At 59.0% G+C, this 15,568-nt stretch carries 12 protein-coding genes; 6 read left to right on the top strand and 6 right to left on the bottom strand.

Annotated features, from left to right (window positions below):
• Nucleotides 1-38 precede the first annotated feature (38 nt).
• Entirely contained in the window at nucleotides 39-419 is a 381-nt protein-coding gene (locus G5137_RS03675) for a hypothetical protein (protein WP_421254936.1), read from the bottom strand.
• Nucleotides 420-1,034: 615 nt separating this feature from the next.
• Here G5137_RS03675 and G5137_RS03670 point away from each other — a divergent pair.
• Nucleotides 1,035-4,871, top strand: coding sequence for an SNF2-related protein (locus G5137_RS03670; protein ID WP_421254935.1), 3,837 nt, complete (start codon nucleotides 1,035-1,037; stop codon nucleotides 4,869-4,871).
• 140 nt (nucleotides 4,872-5,011) lie between these two features.
• Here the strand turns inward: G5137_RS03670 and G5137_RS03665 are convergent, their stop codons facing one another.
• Nucleotides 5,012-5,905: a DNA replication terminus site-binding protein gene (locus G5137_RS03665; protein ID WP_421205320.1), complete on the bottom strand. Its 894-nt coding sequence runs from the start codon at nucleotides 5,903-5,905 to the stop codon at nucleotides 5,012-5,014.
• Nucleotides 5,906-6,430: 525 nt separating this feature from the next.
• Between G5137_RS03665 and G5137_RS03660 the strand changes: the two genes are divergently transcribed.
• Nucleotides 6,431-6,640 carry a DUF1127 domain-containing protein gene (locus G5137_RS03660; RefSeq protein ID WP_158112369.1) on the top strand — a complete coding sequence of 70 codons (210 nt, stop codon included), beginning with the start codon at nucleotides 6,431-6,433 and terminating at the stop codon, nucleotides 6,638-6,640.
• A 294-nt stretch (nucleotides 6,641-6,934) separates the two neighbouring features.
• Nucleotides 6,935-7,960 (top strand): succinylglutamate desuccinylase, encoded by a 1,026-nt coding sequence (gene astE, locus G5137_RS03655; RefSeq protein WP_416014142.1) that lies wholly within the window; start codon nucleotides 6,935-6,937, stop codon nucleotides 7,958-7,960.
• 163 nt (nucleotides 7,961-8,123) lie between these two features.
• On the opposite strand, the gene G5137_RS03650 is transcribed toward astE, so the two are convergent.
• On the bottom strand, nucleotides 8,124-9,677 hold the full coding sequence (locus G5137_RS03650; RefSeq protein ID WP_005361719.1) for a lytic transglycosylase: 1,554 nt from the start codon (nucleotides 9,675-9,677) through the stop codon (nucleotides 8,124-8,126).
• Between the two features lie 70 nt (nucleotides 9,678-9,747).
• Nucleotides 9,748-10,512: a hydroxyacylglutathione hydrolase gene (gene gloB / locus G5137_RS03645; RefSeq protein ID WP_421254934.1), complete on the bottom strand. Its 765-nt coding sequence runs from the start codon at nucleotides 10,510-10,512 to the stop codon at nucleotides 9,748-9,750.
• Nucleotides 10,513-10,584: 72 nt separating this feature from the next.
• On the opposite strand from gloB, the gene G5137_RS03640 reads away from it, so the two are divergent.
• Nucleotides 10,585-11,307, top strand: coding sequence for a methyltransferase domain-containing protein (locus tag G5137_RS03640; RefSeq protein ID WP_416014145.1), 723 nt, complete (start codon nucleotides 10,585-10,587; stop codon nucleotides 11,305-11,307).
• Here the strand turns inward: G5137_RS03640 and rnhA are convergent.
• Complete coding sequence (gene rnhA, locus G5137_RS03635; protein ID WP_005337815.1) at nucleotides 11,295-11,759, bottom strand: ribonuclease HI; 465 nt, start codon at nucleotides 11,757-11,759, stop codon at nucleotides 11,295-11,297. The two genes, G5137_RS03640 and rnhA, sit on opposite strands and share 13 nt — an antisense overlap.
• 79 nt (nucleotides 11,760-11,838) lie before the next feature.
• Between rnhA and dnaQ the strand changes: the two genes are divergently transcribed.
• Nucleotides 11,839-12,573: a DNA polymerase III subunit epsilon gene (gene dnaQ / locus G5137_RS03630; RefSeq protein WP_421254933.1), complete on the top strand. Its 735-nt coding sequence runs from the start codon at nucleotides 11,839-11,841 to the stop codon at nucleotides 12,571-12,573.
• A complete protein-coding gene (locus tag G5137_RS03625) occupies nucleotides 12,570-13,832 on the top strand; it encodes a TIGR03503 family protein (protein ID WP_421205315.1) in 1,263 nt (420 codons plus the stop codon). The genes dnaQ and G5137_RS03625 overlap by 4 nt, the downstream gene beginning before the upstream one ends.
• A 101-nt stretch (nucleotides 13,833-13,933) precedes the next feature.
• Here G5137_RS03625 and G5137_RS03620 read toward each other — a convergent pair whose 3' ends face one another.
• Nucleotides 13,934-15,451, bottom strand: a complete 1,518-nt coding sequence (locus tag G5137_RS03620; RefSeq protein WP_216954328.1) for an HD domain-containing phosphohydrolase — start codon at nucleotides 15,449-15,451, stop codon at nucleotides 13,934-13,936.
• Nucleotides 15,452-15,568 lie beyond the last annotated feature (117 nt).

Below are 15,568 nucleotides of genomic sequence, written 5' to 3'. Positions count from 1 at the left end.
TGAAAATGAAAGTCAGGGTTGTTTAAGCCGCGACTGACTCATTCTCGCCAGACACAAAGGGTGAGATGAAGCCGCCGTTCTGGCGGGGAGATATTTCTGGGTGGGGGGAGGGGGGGCGAGCAACGGGGCAGTGGTGCCAGCAGGGCGATCAGGAATGCGATGGCAAAGAAGAGCTGTTCGGCGCATTGCAGGCTGGCGGCACTGAGCCACTTGCCGTTGAGCTGGCAACTGCCGGGTTGCGGCGTTGCGGCGCGGCCATCCTCATCGACATCGATGGCGGAGGATGGGGCGGTCAGCATATGGCAGCCAGCGGCTATCTCCAGCTGAGCCAGCCTGGTCAGCGGCTGGAGTGCACAATTGAGCAGCAGAATGCAGACCAGCAGCAGGAGTCTTGTCGCCACGCGTTGTCGCAAAATCATGTTGCTCCTGCCCTCTTGGAATGGGGCACATCCTATCGATCAATGACAGCCCGGGCAAGCCGGTCGGATGAAGCCCCGTTTCTTGCAACCGGTGAGTCGCCACGTTTGCCCTCGTAGCTGGCCGAGTACCGAGCGTGCTGGCCAGATCAGTCTGCCAATGCTTCGGACAAGGGGGGAGTCGTTCAGCTGCCAATCGCCGATAATGCCCCGCGCATTCCGGCGGTCGGGGCCAACAGCCCCCTCGAGCCCTGAATGGAAATGGGTATATGGGATCCATGCCGCGACGAGGAAGGCCGGGTTGGAGATGGTTCATTTGGTGCAAGATCATCTCTTTAGGTCGTCAAAAATTGAAACCGTTTTCAGAAATCCTTTTCAATTGTGATCCGCTTCAAAGCTTTTTAATACGTCAACCTCTAGCATTGGCCCCACGAATTAGGGGCTAGCGCTCCCGATTTTCCCGCTGTGGGAGGTAACCGGATGATCCGGCTATTTCCTTCGTTACTTTCGACGGTCATCACGGATGGCCGTTTTTTTTTGAGTTATTTCACGGTAAAGGGTCGAGTGGGCGGCGCTTTACCGTTAAAATTCCGCTTTTGCATCTGCCCGTGAGTTTTGATGTCTGCCTCCACCCTCTCTTCGGATAGTTATCTCCTGCTCAGTGCCTTGCAACTGCAGCGTGTCGCCAGTACCCGTCTGTTACAAGAGACGCTCGGCGCGGGCCATGAGCTCGCCGGCCACCTGACCCGGCTGCACGATGCCGGCCTGATCAGATTGCGCGGGGAGCAGCAGTGGAGCCTGACTGCCGAAGGGACGCTGGCGCTGATCCTGGGGGTGCGGGCCGGTCTCTGCCCGGCGCCGGACTGGAGCAGGGTCTCCTCGGTGACCGGCCAGGATCTGGTTCACGGGCTGGTGCGCGAACTGTGTCGGGGCAAGGCGGGGGAGATCCCGGCCTTTTTCTCTTCCGGCGATCTGCTCACCCTGCTCGATACCCCCGATGCCCATCAGCTGCTGGCGGGCTCCAGCCCCGCCTGGCAGCAACTGCTGCTGGAGCACTTCTCGCTGCAACTCTTGCTCGATGCCCCCTATGAAGAGCGCTGGCCGCTGGCCAATGCGCTGGTGCGCTGCGCCCCCGAGGTGCAGACCCGGGCCAAAGCGTTCGAGGCGGAGTGGCGCTGGCTCTGCGGGGATGGCGAGAGCTCCGATTCCAGCCTGTTGTGGCCTGCCCTGCAGGCAGTGGCCTCGCAAGGGGAGTGTGGCCCGCTGGGTGAGCGGTTGCTCACCGCACTGGGCCAGTGGCAGGCAGAGGGTCATGAGGGACAGTGGCCGCGTGCCTTTAGTGCCTTGCTCTGGCTTGGCTGGTTACAGCAGGCCGATCCCGTCATTGCCAGCGAGCAGCGCAAGAAGTGGCAGCGCAGTCTGACTGGCCAGTTCCCCCTGCTTGCCGACTTGCTCAGCCAGTGGGCGGGCGATCGCCACGGTCAGGCGGTCGGGCTGTTCGATACCCTGCAACTGCCGGTGGAGGAGCTCCACTGGGGCTACCTCTGGCTCGATCTCTGCTCGCTGGCCCGTCACGGCGCCCAGAGCGCGCAGGTGGCCATGCTGCACAAGTGGGATCTCTCCCACCTGCTTGACGCCGACCCTCATCATCGGCTGATGGCGTTTTGTCAGGATCTGCTGCGCCTGCTGCTGGGAGAGGGAGCCAAAGGGGCGCCACTTGGCCAACTGCGCAACAGCGAGGCCGAAGACGAAGAGTCAGAAGAGGACGCCGGCGAGGAGAAGGGGGCCGCCTCCGCCAGCTGGCTCAACTGGTTGCAGGGGCTGGGACGCTCCAGTGGTGTACGCAAGCCGCAGGAGCGGCTGGTGTGGCTGCTTCACGCCGACGGCCCCGAGCTGGAGTGCAAGATCCAGAAGCTGAGTACCAAGGGGGAGTGGACGGCAGGCCGCCGGGTCGATCCCACCCTGCTCTCCACCCAGTATGCGGCGCTGCTCGATGAGCACGACTGGGCAGTGGTGCGCACCCTGCCGCGGGTGATGGGACGCTTGCCCCGGGATGTCTGGGCGCCGCTGGCCGATCACCCCCGCCTGTTCAACGCCAAGGGGCAGAAGCTGCAGCTCGCCATCACGGCGCCGCTGCTGCAGATTATCGCGACCGAAGAGGGGATGAGTGCCTTGCTGATCCCAGATGCAGCCGCCCGCGGGGCCCATATCATGCCGCTGGCGCAGGACCTGTGGCAGCTGATCCTCACCCCGCAGCCGCTGCTCGACCGCTTGCCAGCGCTCGAATCCATCCCGCTGCTGCCCGCCGAGGGGCTGGCCGAGCTGCAACGCACCCTGGACGCCATTCCCGAGCTGCCCTGGCACAGTCAGGTTGCGGGGCTTAGCGGCAACGCCGAATTGGCTCCCTGGCCGGGCATTCCTTCGGTGCAACTGGATTGGCAGGATGGTCAGCTGTCGGTCAAGCTGGTGACCCGCTTTGAGGATCTGCCGCCCCAGCCCCTTGGCAAGGGGGAGGCGATCGTGCGGCAGGGGATCAAGGCGTACCACTACTGGCAGCGGGATCTCGGGGCCGAGAAGCTGCAGGCCCAGCTACTGCGCAATCAATTGCCCATCGGCCTGCCCGGCAGCGAGTGGCTGCTGCAGGGGGAACAGGCGCTGGCGCTGGTCAATGCCCTGCCCGAGCTGGTGGATGCCGGTGTGGTCATTCACTGGCATCAGGACAGCGCTCGCCTCAAGAGCCTCGATGAAGCGGCTCTGAGCCTGCGCATCGAGCGGCGGCAGGACTGGTTCCAGGTCGAAGGGGCGCTGGCCCTCGATGAGCACCAGATCCTCGATCTGCGCCTTATTCTGCGCCAGATGACCCCGGGGCAGCGCACCGTTGAGCTCGACGAGAAGACCAGCCTGATGCTGAGCGACAAGCTGGTGGAGCGGCTCACCATGCTGGGGGCCATGCTCGATGAAGAGCAGCGCATCAACAACAAGCTGGCCTATCCGCTCACTCGCCTGCTCTCGGTCATTACCACCGAAGGGGATGCAGCGTGGCAATCCCTGCAGCAGGAGTGGCAGCAGGAGGTATCCTGCCCACCGGAGCTGCTCACCGCGCTGCGGGATTACCAGAAGGAGGGGGTTCGCTGGATGGCGACCCTGGCCCATCACGGTTTTGGCGCCTGTCTGGCCGATGACATGGGCCTTGGCAAGACGTTGCAGGCGCTTATCGTGCTGCGGATGCGCCAGCACCTTGGCCCTGCGCTGGTAGTGGTGCCCAAGTCGGTAGTCACCAACTGGCAGGAGGAGGTGGCCCGTTTCGCCCCCGAGCTGGAGGTGGTGATCTTTGACAATCCCGCCGAGCGCGAGCGCATTATTCGCGAGGCCAAGGCCGGTCAGGTGATCCTCATCAACTACGGCATGCTCGGCAGCCTAGCGGAGTCGCTCAAGTCCCGCCGCTGGTCCAGCATGGTGCTCGATGAGGCGCAGCAGATCAAAAACGCCGGCACTCAGCGCGCCAAGCTGTTGTTCCAGCTGGAAGGGGATTTTCGCCTCGCCCTCTCCGGCACGCCCATCGAGAACCATCTGGGGGAGTTGTGGAGCCTCTTCACCTTTATCAACCCGGGGCTGCTCGGCAGCCTTGGCGAGTTCAAGCGTCGCTTTGGCAAGGCGGTCAAGGATCCCCAGCACATGGCGCTGCTGCGGGCGGTGATCAGCCCCTTTATCCTGCGTCGTCTCAAGCAGCAGGTGCTGACCGAGCTGCCGGACAAGACCGAGATCATTCACCACATCAGCCTCTCCCCCGAAGAGCGCCAGCTCTACGAGGCGACTCGGCGGGAAGTGGTGCAGCAGGTGCAAAGCGCCGATGGCCGCGCCCTGATGCATGTGCTGAGTGGCCTGACCCGGCTGCGCCGCCTCTGCTGCTCGCCGGAGCTGGTGATGCCAGAGTGGTCGCAAACCAGCAGCAAGTTGGACGAGGCGATGGCCCTGCTGGAAGAGGCGATCGACGGCGGTCATCGGGTGCTGGTGTTCAGCCAGTTCGTCGATCTGCTGAGTCTGTTGCGGACCCGCATCGAGCAGAAGTCCTGGGACTACTGCTATCTGGATGGGGGCTGCTCCGCCAAGTCCCGTCAGGACTCCATCCTGCGTTTTCGTCACGAGGAGGTGCCGCTGTTCCTCATCAGCCTCAAGGCGGGGGGCACCGGCCTCAACCTCACCCAGGCCGATACCGTGCTGCACCTCGATCCCTGGTGGAACCCGGCGGTTGAAGATCAGGCGAGCGATCGGGCGCACCGGATGGGCCAGACCCAGCCGGTGACCGTGTACCGGCTGGTGTGCGAGCAGACGGTGGAGGAGAAGATTGTCGCCCTGCACGACGAGAAGCGGGCGCTGGCCGATGGCCTGCTGAGCGGCCAGTCCGAGGTGCGTGGGCTGGATGTGGAGAGCCTGCGAGCCCTGCTGATGGGCTGATTGGCGACGCCGCCTTTCATACCGCCTATCGAGATAGAAAAGGGGAGAACATCCAGAGATGTTCTCCCCTTTCTCGTTTGGGACGCAGATATGGGGTACTCGTTTATCGCGGCAAGGCGGCCCAGCTATTCCTGATCCAGTCACCCCTGATAGAGATAGAGGTGCAGCCGCTCGATGATGGGCTCGCCGCCAATCTTGCGATCTCGCCGCGCCTGCCGGCTCTTGGGGGGATAGTTGCCCAGATGGGTGACTGCAGGCGGGGTATCCGAGCAGAGCAGCAGAGGCAGGCTCGCCTTGATCTGCTGCTTGCGCGGGGTGCGCTCCAGCCAGAGCAGGTTGATCATCGGGTGGGTCTTGACCGGGCGGCGGATCCGCAGCTCGGCATCGGCAGGCAGACGGCGAATGTCGTACACCTCCTGATCCACCATCTTGCTCCACTCCTCGTTGTTGGAGAGGGCCGGTATGTAGCGGCGGCTGCGCTCCAGCATCTCCAGCACCTGTTCGCGGGTGAGGCGATTGATGGTCTGCTTGTCAGCCCAGGTAAAGCCGAGGGATTGCAGCTCCCCCGCCAACAGGGTCAGCTTGCGGTAGACCTGCAGGGTGATCACGCCGGGCAGGGCGGTATGTACCAGCTCGAACTTCTCATCCCGTCCCCCCGCCTGTTGCACCAGCCCCTTGAAATCAAGCTTGCGCTGGTTGATCTCCTCAACCAGCGGCTGGAGCTGCGGGGCGGCGGCGGCAGGAAAGCGCAACCAGCCGGGCAGCCGGTGAGTCGCCTTGGTGGAGCAGCCGGGGCGGGCGCTGTGGTCCCGATAAGCGGCGAGGGTGGCCGCCAGTGCGGCTTCACCGTTGAGATAGCCCACCTCAATTTGCTCGATCGGGTCGTGCTCTTCCCCCTGCGCCACCGGGGGGAGGGGATAGACATGGGCCTCCTGCAGCTCGAGCTGGCCAAGCAGATCGGCCAGCTGGTTGAGAGAGGTTTCAATGGCGGCCATCTGTTGACGCAGGGCGGCGGTAGGGGTAAAGGTATCCATCGATGATCCTGTGGTCTGACCCGCTGTTGACGACATCAGGTATGACATTGCTGCGGGTAGCAAAACTACTGTATAAATAAACATACCAGCATGCGGTTGGAGTGCCAAGAGGCACTTTGAGGAGGGGGCAATGTGCGCCTCTGAATGGGGATGTGGTAATGGTTTTATTTATGTTTCAGAGTGTTAAATAAAGATCACCACAAGATCATTAAATTAACAATCACGTGTAGCTCCGCTGTTGCCAGCTGTTCACACCTTGTCCATCCCTGCATATGTAAAGCAGTAAAATGCATATATAGATGGGTGCCATGCAGCACAATATGCTGTGCGACTCTGCTGGCCAACTGTTAAAATAATTATTTGTTTAAAATCAAAGCGTTAAAATTAAATCCTGCCGTTTTTAGACATTAGATTTACTAATGTAACGTATCAAAATTCGTCAATTGAGTCGGCCCTGTTCCCTGACTAAGCTTTGCGCATCAAATAAAGCCCAGTGCGTAAACAAATATTCAGAGGAGCCACATCATGGCCAACATGGCTTATACCGAAACCGGTTACCAGCATTCCAGCCAATTGAATCTGGTTGCTCGCGTTAAAATGACCGTTCTGACCTGGCTGGAGCGCAGCCGCAGCCGTCGCCAGCTCTCCGAGCTGCCCGAGTACCTGCTCAAAGACATCGGCCTGAACGAAGCTGACCGTTATCAAGAGACCACCAAGCCGTTCTGGCGTGGTTGATCTACCGGGCATGGATGCCTTGTTTTTCTGCTGAGTCGTTTGCTGTTCTGCCCCTGTGGGGACCAACTGCCAGGTCTGTTATTGTCTGTTTTATCTCCCCCCGTTTTCCCCCTGTTATTTGTTGATCCTTTTTCCTCTCCTCTTTATTCCACATCGCTACTGTCATTGCTGTCATCGTTCGATTGTTATCACATTTGTATCGTTAATGTTTGAATTTGTTTAAAAAATGATTTTAAGCCACGATGCCTTGCGTATAATCCGGCCATAGTATTCCAGAGCGAGAGGGTGAGACGGATGATTCCCCAGCACGATTTTTTGGCCTTGACCCGCAGCCATGAGTGGCAGCTTGAGCCCTTTGAATTTGCCCTGCCCGATGGTGCGCGGGTCAGCGTCTGGGATACCGGCGTGCTCTGTCTGGAGCCTGCCCGTGGCGCGGGCGATCAGCCGGGAGGACGCAAGGATATCGTCCTCTCCTGCGGTATCCACGGCAACGAGACTGCCCCCATCGAGATCTGCAACCAGCTGCTGAGCCGTCTGCTCTCAGGCGAGCTGAGCGCCCGCCATCGGGTGCTGTTCCTGTTTGGCAATCCGGCGGCGATGAATCTGGGGCTGCGAGAAGTGGAGGAGAACATGAACCGGCTCTTCTCTGGCGCCCACAGCAAGGGGGAGGGGCTCTGCAATCGGGAGCGGATCCGTGCCATGCGCCTCGAGCAGTATGTTAGCCGCTTCTTTGCCGATCCGGCTCGTCCCCGTTACCACTACGACCTGCACACCGCCATTCGCGGCTCGCGCCACGAGAAGTTTGCCGTCTACCCCTTCCCCCACGAGCGGCCTCACTGCCGCGAGCAGGTGCAGTTCCTCGGCGCCTGCGGGGTGCGTACTATTCTGCTCTCCGCCAGCCCGACCACGACCTTCAGCTACTACAGCTCCCGCCAGCATGGCGCCCATGCCTTCACGGTGGAGCTGGGCAAGGTGCGCCCGTTTGGCGAGAACGATATGACCCGCTTTATCGAAACCCGTCAGGCGCTGCAGGAGCTGGTCACTCAGGATGAGGTGGCACTGGAGCCGTGGCGGGCGGATGATTTCACCCTGTTTGCCATCGATCGGGTGATCACCAAAAAATCGGCGGACTTTCGCTTCCTGTTCGCCAGCGATGTGGACAACTTCACCGAATTCCCCCAAGGGTTCGTGCTGGCCGAGGATGGTGAGCTGCGTTACACAGTCGAGAAGCCGCGTGAGGCGGTGGTCTTCCCCAATGCAAATGTGGCGATCGGTCAGCGCACCGTGCTGATGGTGGTGCCGACAAGGCTCTGGGAATAGCGGTGATAGTTTTGCCTGCAGAGCGGTGATGCATCCGCAGGTGGCGCCAAGCCATTGTTTTAGTCGGCGGCTCAGACACAGCAGCGGTTAGCAGCAGTAATAATAAAAAACGGGGCCAGTCAGATGACTGGCCCCGTTTTTTATCGGGTTCAAGCGGTGAGGCTTAGCTGTTGTTCTTCACAAACAGGGTCAGCTCCTGACCGGGCTTGAGGTAATCCCCTTTATCCAGCTGATTCCAGCGCATCACATCGTTGATGGCCACCTGGAAGCGAGCAGCGATGGAGGAGATGGAGTCGCCACGGCGAACCTGATACACCATCGATTTGTCGCTCTTCTTCCCTTGCTTGGGATAGACCACCAGCTTCATGCCTGGCTTGAGCGCCGACTTGGCATTCAGACCATTCCACTTGGCGAGCTCTTCGTGGGAGACGCCGTGTGCCTGGCTGATGCTCCACAGGTTGTCACCCGAGCGCACCTTGTAACTGACTTTGGCCTTCTGGCTGCTACCACGGCTTGCCAGCTGCTGCGGTTTGCTGGCGGAGCTGGCCTTGCTGCTGACCTGACCGTGGGTCGGGATCACCAGTTGCTGACCGCGACGCAGGTTGTTGCTGCGCAGATTGTTGGCCAGCTTCAGCTCGTTCACGCTGACGCCATGATTCTGGGCAATGCGCGACAGGGTATCGCCACTGGTGACCTGATAGGAGCGGGTTCGAATACGCTCACTCTTGGGCAGATCGGCCAGTGCCAGCTCCAGAGTATCGGCATACTCTACCGGTACCAGCAGGCGGTAAGGGCCACGGGGCGACATCACACCACGGCTCAGGGCCGGATTGACCTCCTTGAGCTGTGAGGTACGCAGACCGGCCAGTTGGGCGGCCACATTCAGATCGATCTGGCTGCCGGTCTCCACCACTCGCAGCTTCGGCTCGTTGGCGAGCACCGGCAACTGGATATTGTACTTGTCCGCATTACTGATCATGTCAGCCATGGCGAGGATCTTGGGCACATACATCCGGGTTTCGCGGGGCAGATCGAGCGACCAGTAGTCGGTCGGTTTGCCTGCGCGCTGGTTACGCTGTATGGCGTTGCGCACCCGTCCTTCCCCGGCATTGTAGGCGGCCAGCGTCTGCAGCCAGTCACCGTCAAAGAAGCGGTTCAGGTACTCCAGATAGTCGAGCGCCGCATTGGTGGAGGCCAGCACATCGCGCCGTCCGTCATACCAGTTGTCGTGGCGCAGACCGAAGTTTCTGCCTGTCGCTGGCACAAACTGCCAGAGTCCGACGGCATTGCTGCGGGATCGGGCATGGGGATCAAACATGCTCTCGATCATCGGGACAGTAATAAGCTCCATTGGCAGCTCACGCCGTTCAATCTCCTCTACCATCAGATAGAGGTAGGGTTCAGCCCGGCTGGCAATGGTCGCCAGATGCTTATCATTGCGCAACAGCCACTCACGTTGCTGGCGGATGCGCGGATTGTCCGGAGTTTCCAGTTGCATATCATCGCTGATACGCACCCACAGATTGTCCGTATCTTCCATTTCGTCCAGCTGTTCATCGCCAAACAGGAAATGGGAAGAGTGTTTTTTATGCGCTTTTTTCTTGACCTGGGGGGACTTGATCGGCTCGATTGCCGTTAGCGCCCGGTCATCCTGATGGCTCAGGTTTTGGCAGCCGCTGAGCAACAGCGCTGCCAATAAGGCCGTTCGTACCTTCATCTCGTTCCGGTCATTTTTAGGAAAAACAGCTCGCATCATAAGGGGCAATGGCCCCCTGATCAAGGTTTGTTCAAAAAACGTCCTTCCACTGACGCAGGATGGTGAAGGTATCTACCGGATTTTCCACGCATTTTAGCCCATGTTTTTCAGCAGAAAATTTCACTGAATCCTGTTCGCATCGCAGAAAAATGTTGAAAGTGCGTTCGTCACCCAGCCGGGTTGGCAGACTTGGCAGCCCTTGTTGCCGCAGTTTGCTGATCAGCCCGATCTGGCGGCGGATCGCCGGATTGTCCGGTTCAACTGCATAGGCAAAGCACAGGTTGGAGAGTGTGTACTCATGGGCGCAGTAGATCAGGGTCTCGTCGGGCAGGGCGGCAAGGCGCTGTAACGAGTGGTACATCTGTTCCGGCGTCCCTTCAAACAGGCGGCCACAACCGGCCGAGAAGAGGGTATCGCCACAAAAGAGCATGCCGTTGCCGTGGTAGGCGATGTGGCCGCGAGTGTGCCCGGGCACATGGATCACCTCGAGGGCGAGGCCGTGCCAGTTGATCTGATCGCCATCTTCCAGCCACTGACCGTGGTGATCCGGCATCGGGTCAAGTTTGGGGCCATAGAGCCGGGCGTGGGGGAAGTGGGCAAGCAGCTCGGTGACGCCCCCGACATGGTCGTTATGGTGATGGGTCAGCAGGATGGCATCGAGCACCAGCCCCAATGCCTCAAGCCGCTCTAGCACGGGTGCGGCATCGCCCGGATCGACCACCAGGCAGTGATTTTCGTGGCGGATCAACCAGATGTAGTTGTCATTAAAGGCTGGAACTGTGATCACTGGATACATGAGTCTGCTTCTCTTTAGGGAGGGTATCTTATATAACAGGATGGCGTTCGAAACCCCGAGTTGAGCCCTATTATGCAGGTGGCACGTACCGAACAACAAATCGAGATCCCGACCAGCTGGTCTGCATTGCCTATGGGGGACTGGGTGGCGGCCGAGATCCAGGAGCGGCTCGACAGCTGGTGCCCCAACTTGTTCGGGTATCACTTGCTCAAGGTCGGAGCCCTGAGCGCCGAGCTCTCCTGCAAATGTTCATCCATTCGTCATCAGGTGGGTGTCGCGCCTGAGGGACGACTGCTGGACATCTATGGCGATCCCCTCGAGCTGCCGGTGCGAACCGGCAGCGTCGATGCCTGTCTGCTGGCTCACTGCCTCGATTTCTCCGCCGATCCCCATCAGGTATTGCGTGAAGCCGAAAGGGTGCTGACCGATGATGGCTGGCTCATCATCAGTGGTTACAATCCGGTGAGTCTGGTGGGAGTTGGCCACTGTATCCCTTTTTTACGGAGCAAGTTGCCCTGGTCTGCTCGGATGTTTACCCCTGGGCGGGTGACGGACTGGCTGCATCTATTGGGGTGTGAAGTGATGTTTGACGAGCGTTTCGGTTACTCGTTTATGGGTAAACAGAGCTGGCACAGCTGGTGGCGGGAGAGTATCGGGCGGGATTATTGCAAGGCGTTTGCGTCGGTATACGTGATTGCTGCCCGTAAACGGCGTTTTCCACTGATCCCGGTGCGGCGGCGCTGGCAACTGCCAAAGTCCCTCGCCACACCGGGCATGGCCCGTCAGGGCTGGTAACCGGTATCCTCGGCCAGATCCTTGCCGCAGGCGGCATCTCTGGCCAACTCGTCGCACCGTTCGTTCTCCGGATGGCCGGAGTGGCCCTTTACCCAGAGCCACTCAATCTGGTGGCGACCCACTTCTGCATCCAACTCCTTCCAGAGATCGACGTTCTTGACCGGTTGCCGGTTGGCGGTCATCCACCCCTTCTTTTTCCAGCCGATGATCCACTGGGTGATCCCCTGGCGCACATATTGGCTATCGGTGGTGAGGCGCACCTTGCAGGGCTCGTTGAGGGTTCGAAGCCCCATGATGGCTGCCATCAGCTCCATCCGGTTATTGGTGGTCAACTTGAATCCGGCGGAAATTTCCTTGCGGTGCTTGCCGTAGACCATCACGGCCCCGTAACCACCCGGGCCCGGATTGCCGAGGCAGGAGCCGTCGGTATAGACATCAATCTGTTTTAACATGAGCAATCAATCTGTTTTAACATGAGGCTTGGGGTAAACTAGCGAGTAAGTAAAGCCGAAGTTTGACATAGATTGGATCATGAACACACCCCAACTGAATCGCCAGATCATTCTGGATACTGAAACCACAGGTATGAATACGGCGGGCGGCCCTGTCTATCTGGGGCACCGCATTATCGAAATCGGCTGTGTGGAGGTGATCAACCGCAAGCTGACCGGTAACCACTATCACGTCTATATCAAGCCTGATCGTCTGGTCGACCCGGAAGCGATCCAGGTGCACGGTATCACCGACGAGTTTCTGCGTGACAAACCGTCGTTCAGCCAGATCGCCGACGAGTTCCTCGAGTTCATCCGCGGCGCCGAACTGATCGCCCACAACGCGCCGTTTGACGTGAGCTTCATGGACTACGAGTTCAGCAAGCTCGGACTCAACTTCAAAACGGCGGATATCTGCACCATCACAGATACCCTGGCGATGGCGCGGGATCTCTTCCCCGGCAAGCGCAACAACCTGGATGCGCTGTGCGATCGTTACGGTATCGACAACTCCCACCGTACCCTGCACGGGGCTTTGCTCGATGCGGAGATCCTGGCGGACGTCTACCTGCTGATGACCGGCGGCCAGACCAAACTCAATCTGGCCACCGAAAGCAACGAAAACGAAAGCAATCAGGACACCAGTATTCGTCGGTTAGAGAGCAACCGACCCGCCCTCAAGGTGGTGCGTGCCAGTGCCGAGGTTCAGGCCCTGCACGAGGCGAGACTGGATCTGGTACAGAAAAAGGGAGGAAGTTGTCTGTGGCGGCAATGAGCAAGTGGTGTGCCGGTCTGCTGTTGTTGCTCTCGCTGGGGGCGATGGCGACCGAGGTATTTGCCCCTTCCGATATTCCGCTGCTGGATAACCGCTTTCGCATCGATTACGGCGTGAAGGAGATCACCTTCATCATCAAGCGCAAGCCGGGCACCCCGTCCGTGATCCTGGTTCGCCCCGATGGCAGCAAGCTTTACGTGGGCAAGGTCAAACCCGCAGATGTGGGTTGGCTGGCGCTGCCGGAGCATGATCTCATTACCCTGCGCAATCCCATGCCGGGCCCCTGGCAGGCGATTGGCGAGGTGGATCCCGACAACCGGGTGCGCATTCTCTCCGATATCCGGCTCGATATCGCCGCCCTGCCGATGCAGCTCTATCAGGGGGAGGTGGTCAAGCTCAAGGCGTGGTTGCTGATCAATGGTCAGCCGCCGAAAGATAAATACTATCTCTCTGATCTTGGCATGACCGTCAAGCTGCAATCGTTCAGCGATGCCGATAAGAAAGAGGTCGTGCTGGATCAAGTACTTGGCCACTATCGCGATGATGGCAAGGGGCTCGACGAAGTGCCGGGCGATGGCATCATGACGGCGGAAGTGACGCTGCATGATATTCCCGGTGGCAAGTACCGCGCCATGTTCAGCACGGGCAATCAGGTTTTTGTCCGTGCCCGTTATCAGGATGTTCTGCTTTACCCCTATCCGTTCAGCTATAACTTGTCGCCGCCTTCGGATGAGCTGGGTGCCAAGCTCTCACTGCTAATCGACCGTGATGAGCTGGATCCCGCCTCCGTGGTGGTCAAGGGGAGTGTGACCAGCAATGTGGGCGGCCTCTACGAGTTCAGCGAGACCGCCAGCGACCCCAAGCTTGATATCGATCTCTCCAACATCAAGGAGGTCGGTCAGCATGAGGTGAAAGCAACCCTCTATGGCACCACTCGCCTCGGCCGTGAGCTGAAAATCGAGTTGCCGGTGAAAACCTTCAATGTCTTCCCGCCACCGCCGCCTCCTGTAGAGGTGATGTCGGCCGCCGCTCAGGCCTCCAGCGCCGAGTCTACCGAAGAGCAGCCTGAAGAGGGAATGGGGTGGCTACTTTGGGTTCTGGTTGGGGGTGGGGTACTACTGGTGTTGCTGGGAGGCGCAGGTTTTGTGGTGATGCAAAAACGGCGTGCTTTTAAACGTGCGCTAGCAGCAGCTCAGGCTGAAAATCAACAAAACGGCCAACCGGCAGCCAAGCTAGATCTCAACTTGCCAGAGCAGTAGCCCAGACTCGGGAAAAACGATACACCAGAGAGAAGAAACCGCCCTCGATAAGCAGGGCGGTTTTTTTAGCTCGACCCCTTAGGATAAGGGATTGGCAGCAATCAGTGATCGCCGATATAGACATCCTTGTTCTGCTCGCGGATTTCGAGGAACTTGTCCAGATTGGCCATCATCAGCTCGACCAACTGGGGGTCGAAATGCTGCCCCTTCTCCTCTTCAATCAGGGCCAGCACCTTGTCCAGCGGCCATGCTTTCTTGTAGCAGCGATCCGAACCCAGGGCATCGAACACATCGGCCAGTGCCACGATCCGTCCTTCCAGTGGGATATCGGCCCCCTTCAAACCGCGGGGATAACCGCTGCCATTCCACTTCTCATGGTGATTGCCTGCTATGGTGGCGCCAATCTGGAACAACGCCAGATCGCTGCCGGAGAGCATATCCTGACCGAGTTGGGCATGAGTTTTCATGATCTCCCACTCTTCCGGGGTCAGCTTGCCCGGTTTGTGCAAAATGGCATCGGGAATCCCCACCTTGCCAATGTCGTGCAGTGGTGAGGCCCGTTTAACCAGCTCGCTCTGCTCTTCGCTCATCCCCAGCAGATGGCAGAAAAGCTCGGTGTAGAGCGCGACCCGTTTGACGTGTAACCCTGACTCCTTGGAGCGGGTTTCGACCAGTTCGCCGATGCGATAGATGATCTCCCGCTGGTTGTCGGCGATCACCTCGTTGAGCCGGATATTTTCCAGTGCCACTATGATGTTTTCGGTAAACAGGGTCAGCAGGCTGGTATCGATCTGACTGAGCTGGCGAGTGGTCTCGATATGAAACAACAGGTGGTGGCGCGGGTTTTGGCAGTAGAGCACCATCTGGTTGGTGTTGTAGATATTGCAGCCCCGGGTCATGGCCTGACGCAGTATCTCGGGTGCCTCTGTCAACCGCACCGGGGGATGACCTGGCAGCAGGGGCTCCAGCAGTTGATCCTTCACTTCGTAGGCATATTGTTTTACATCGTAAATCTGGGTCTCTCCCAGATGGAGCAGGGCGCTCAGCTGCTCTTGGGCGCCTTCGACAAACTGACGCAGCGCCCGTTTCTCAAAGATCCCCTTGGAGGCTTCGATGACTTTTTCCAGCCCTTGCCGGTTGCTTTCCAGGGTGCGGATATCCCGATAGGAGCGCAGGCTGGCCCGCAGCAGGGTGCGCAGCTTCTGGGAGGTGAGCTCGGTTTTATCCTTGTAGTCGTTGATGTCGTAGTTGGTCACCACGTCATCTTCCGGCGCTTGGCCGGGTTGGCCGGTACGCAGCACGATGCGTACCATCTTGTTTTGCAGCTCTTCACGGACATATTTGACAACATCAAGACCGGCGTGATCGACCTCCATCACCACGTCCAGCAGCAGCAGTGCAACATCCGGGGTGGTGGCCAGCAATTTTTTTGCCTCTGCAGCCGAATAGGCATGCAGAAACTCGATGGGACGATTGTCAAACTCGAATTTGTTTAAAGTGATCTTGGTGATGCGATGCACTTCCGGTTCATCGTCAACAATCATCACCCTCCAGCCTGCTTGCTGCGCGTCGGGGAGGGAGAGCTCGTCATCATCAATAATCAGGATCTGGTCATCCATCATACAATCCTGTTTGGCATCCTGTGCTTACATTAACTGCTTCACTAAGGATAGGAAACTTATTGAGAAATAAAATTTGATCTCGAAAAACTATGGTCGAAATAGGCAAATGGAACC

This window comes from Aeromonas sp. 600282 (genome assembly GCF_049175755.1).
GTDB lineage: Bacteria > Pseudomonadota > Gammaproteobacteria > Enterobacterales > Aeromonadaceae > Aeromonas > Aeromonas veronii_A.
This window is presented reverse-complemented; position numbering and strand designations above follow the sequence as displayed.

Excerpts from the sequence above, each read along its gene's own strand:
- G5137_RS03660 (WP_158112369.1), top strand. The coding sequence starts at position 6,431 with ATGGCCAACATGGCTTATACCGAAACCGGTTACCAGCATTCCAGCCAA.
- rnhA (WP_005337815.1), bottom strand. The coding sequence starts at position 11,759 with ATGTTAAAACAGATTGATGTCTATACCGACGGCTCCTGCCTCGGCAAT.
- G5137_RS03625 (WP_421205315.1), top strand. The coding sequence starts at position 12,570 with ATGAGCAAGTGGTGTGCCGGTCTGCTGTTGTTGCTCTCGCTGGGGGCG.
- G5137_RS03650 (WP_005361719.1), bottom strand. The coding sequence starts at position 9,677 with ATGAAGGTACGAACGGCCTTATTGGCAGCGCTGTTGCTCAGCGGCTGC.
- G5137_RS03620 (WP_216954328.1), bottom strand. The coding sequence starts at position 15,451 with ATGGATGACCAGATCCTGATTATTGATGATGACGAGCTCTCCCTCCCC.
- G5137_RS03670 (WP_421254935.1), top strand. The coding sequence starts at position 1,035 with ATGTCTGCCTCCACCCTCTCTTCGGATAGTTATCTCCTGCTCAGTGCC.
- G5137_RS03665 (WP_421205320.1), bottom strand. The coding sequence starts at position 5,905 with ATGGATACCTTTACCCCTACCGCCGCCCTGCGTCAACAGATGGCCGCC.
- astE (WP_416014142.1), top strand. The coding sequence starts at position 6,935 with ATGATTCCCCAGCACGATTTTTTGGCCTTGACCCGCAGCCATGAGTGG.
- gloB (WP_421254934.1), bottom strand. The coding sequence starts at position 10,512 with ATGTATCCAGTGATCACAGTTCCAGCCTTTAATGACAACTACATCTGG.
- G5137_RS03640 (WP_416014145.1), top strand. The coding sequence starts at position 10,585 with ATGCAGGTGGCACGTACCGAACAACAAATCGAGATCCCGACCAGCTGG.
- dnaQ (WP_421254933.1), top strand. The coding sequence starts at position 11,839 with ATGAACACACCCCAACTGAATCGCCAGATCATTCTGGATACTGAAACC.
- G5137_RS03675 (WP_421254936.1), bottom strand. The coding sequence starts at position 419 with ATGATTTTGCGACAACGCGTGGCGACAAGACTCCTGCTGCTGGTCTGC.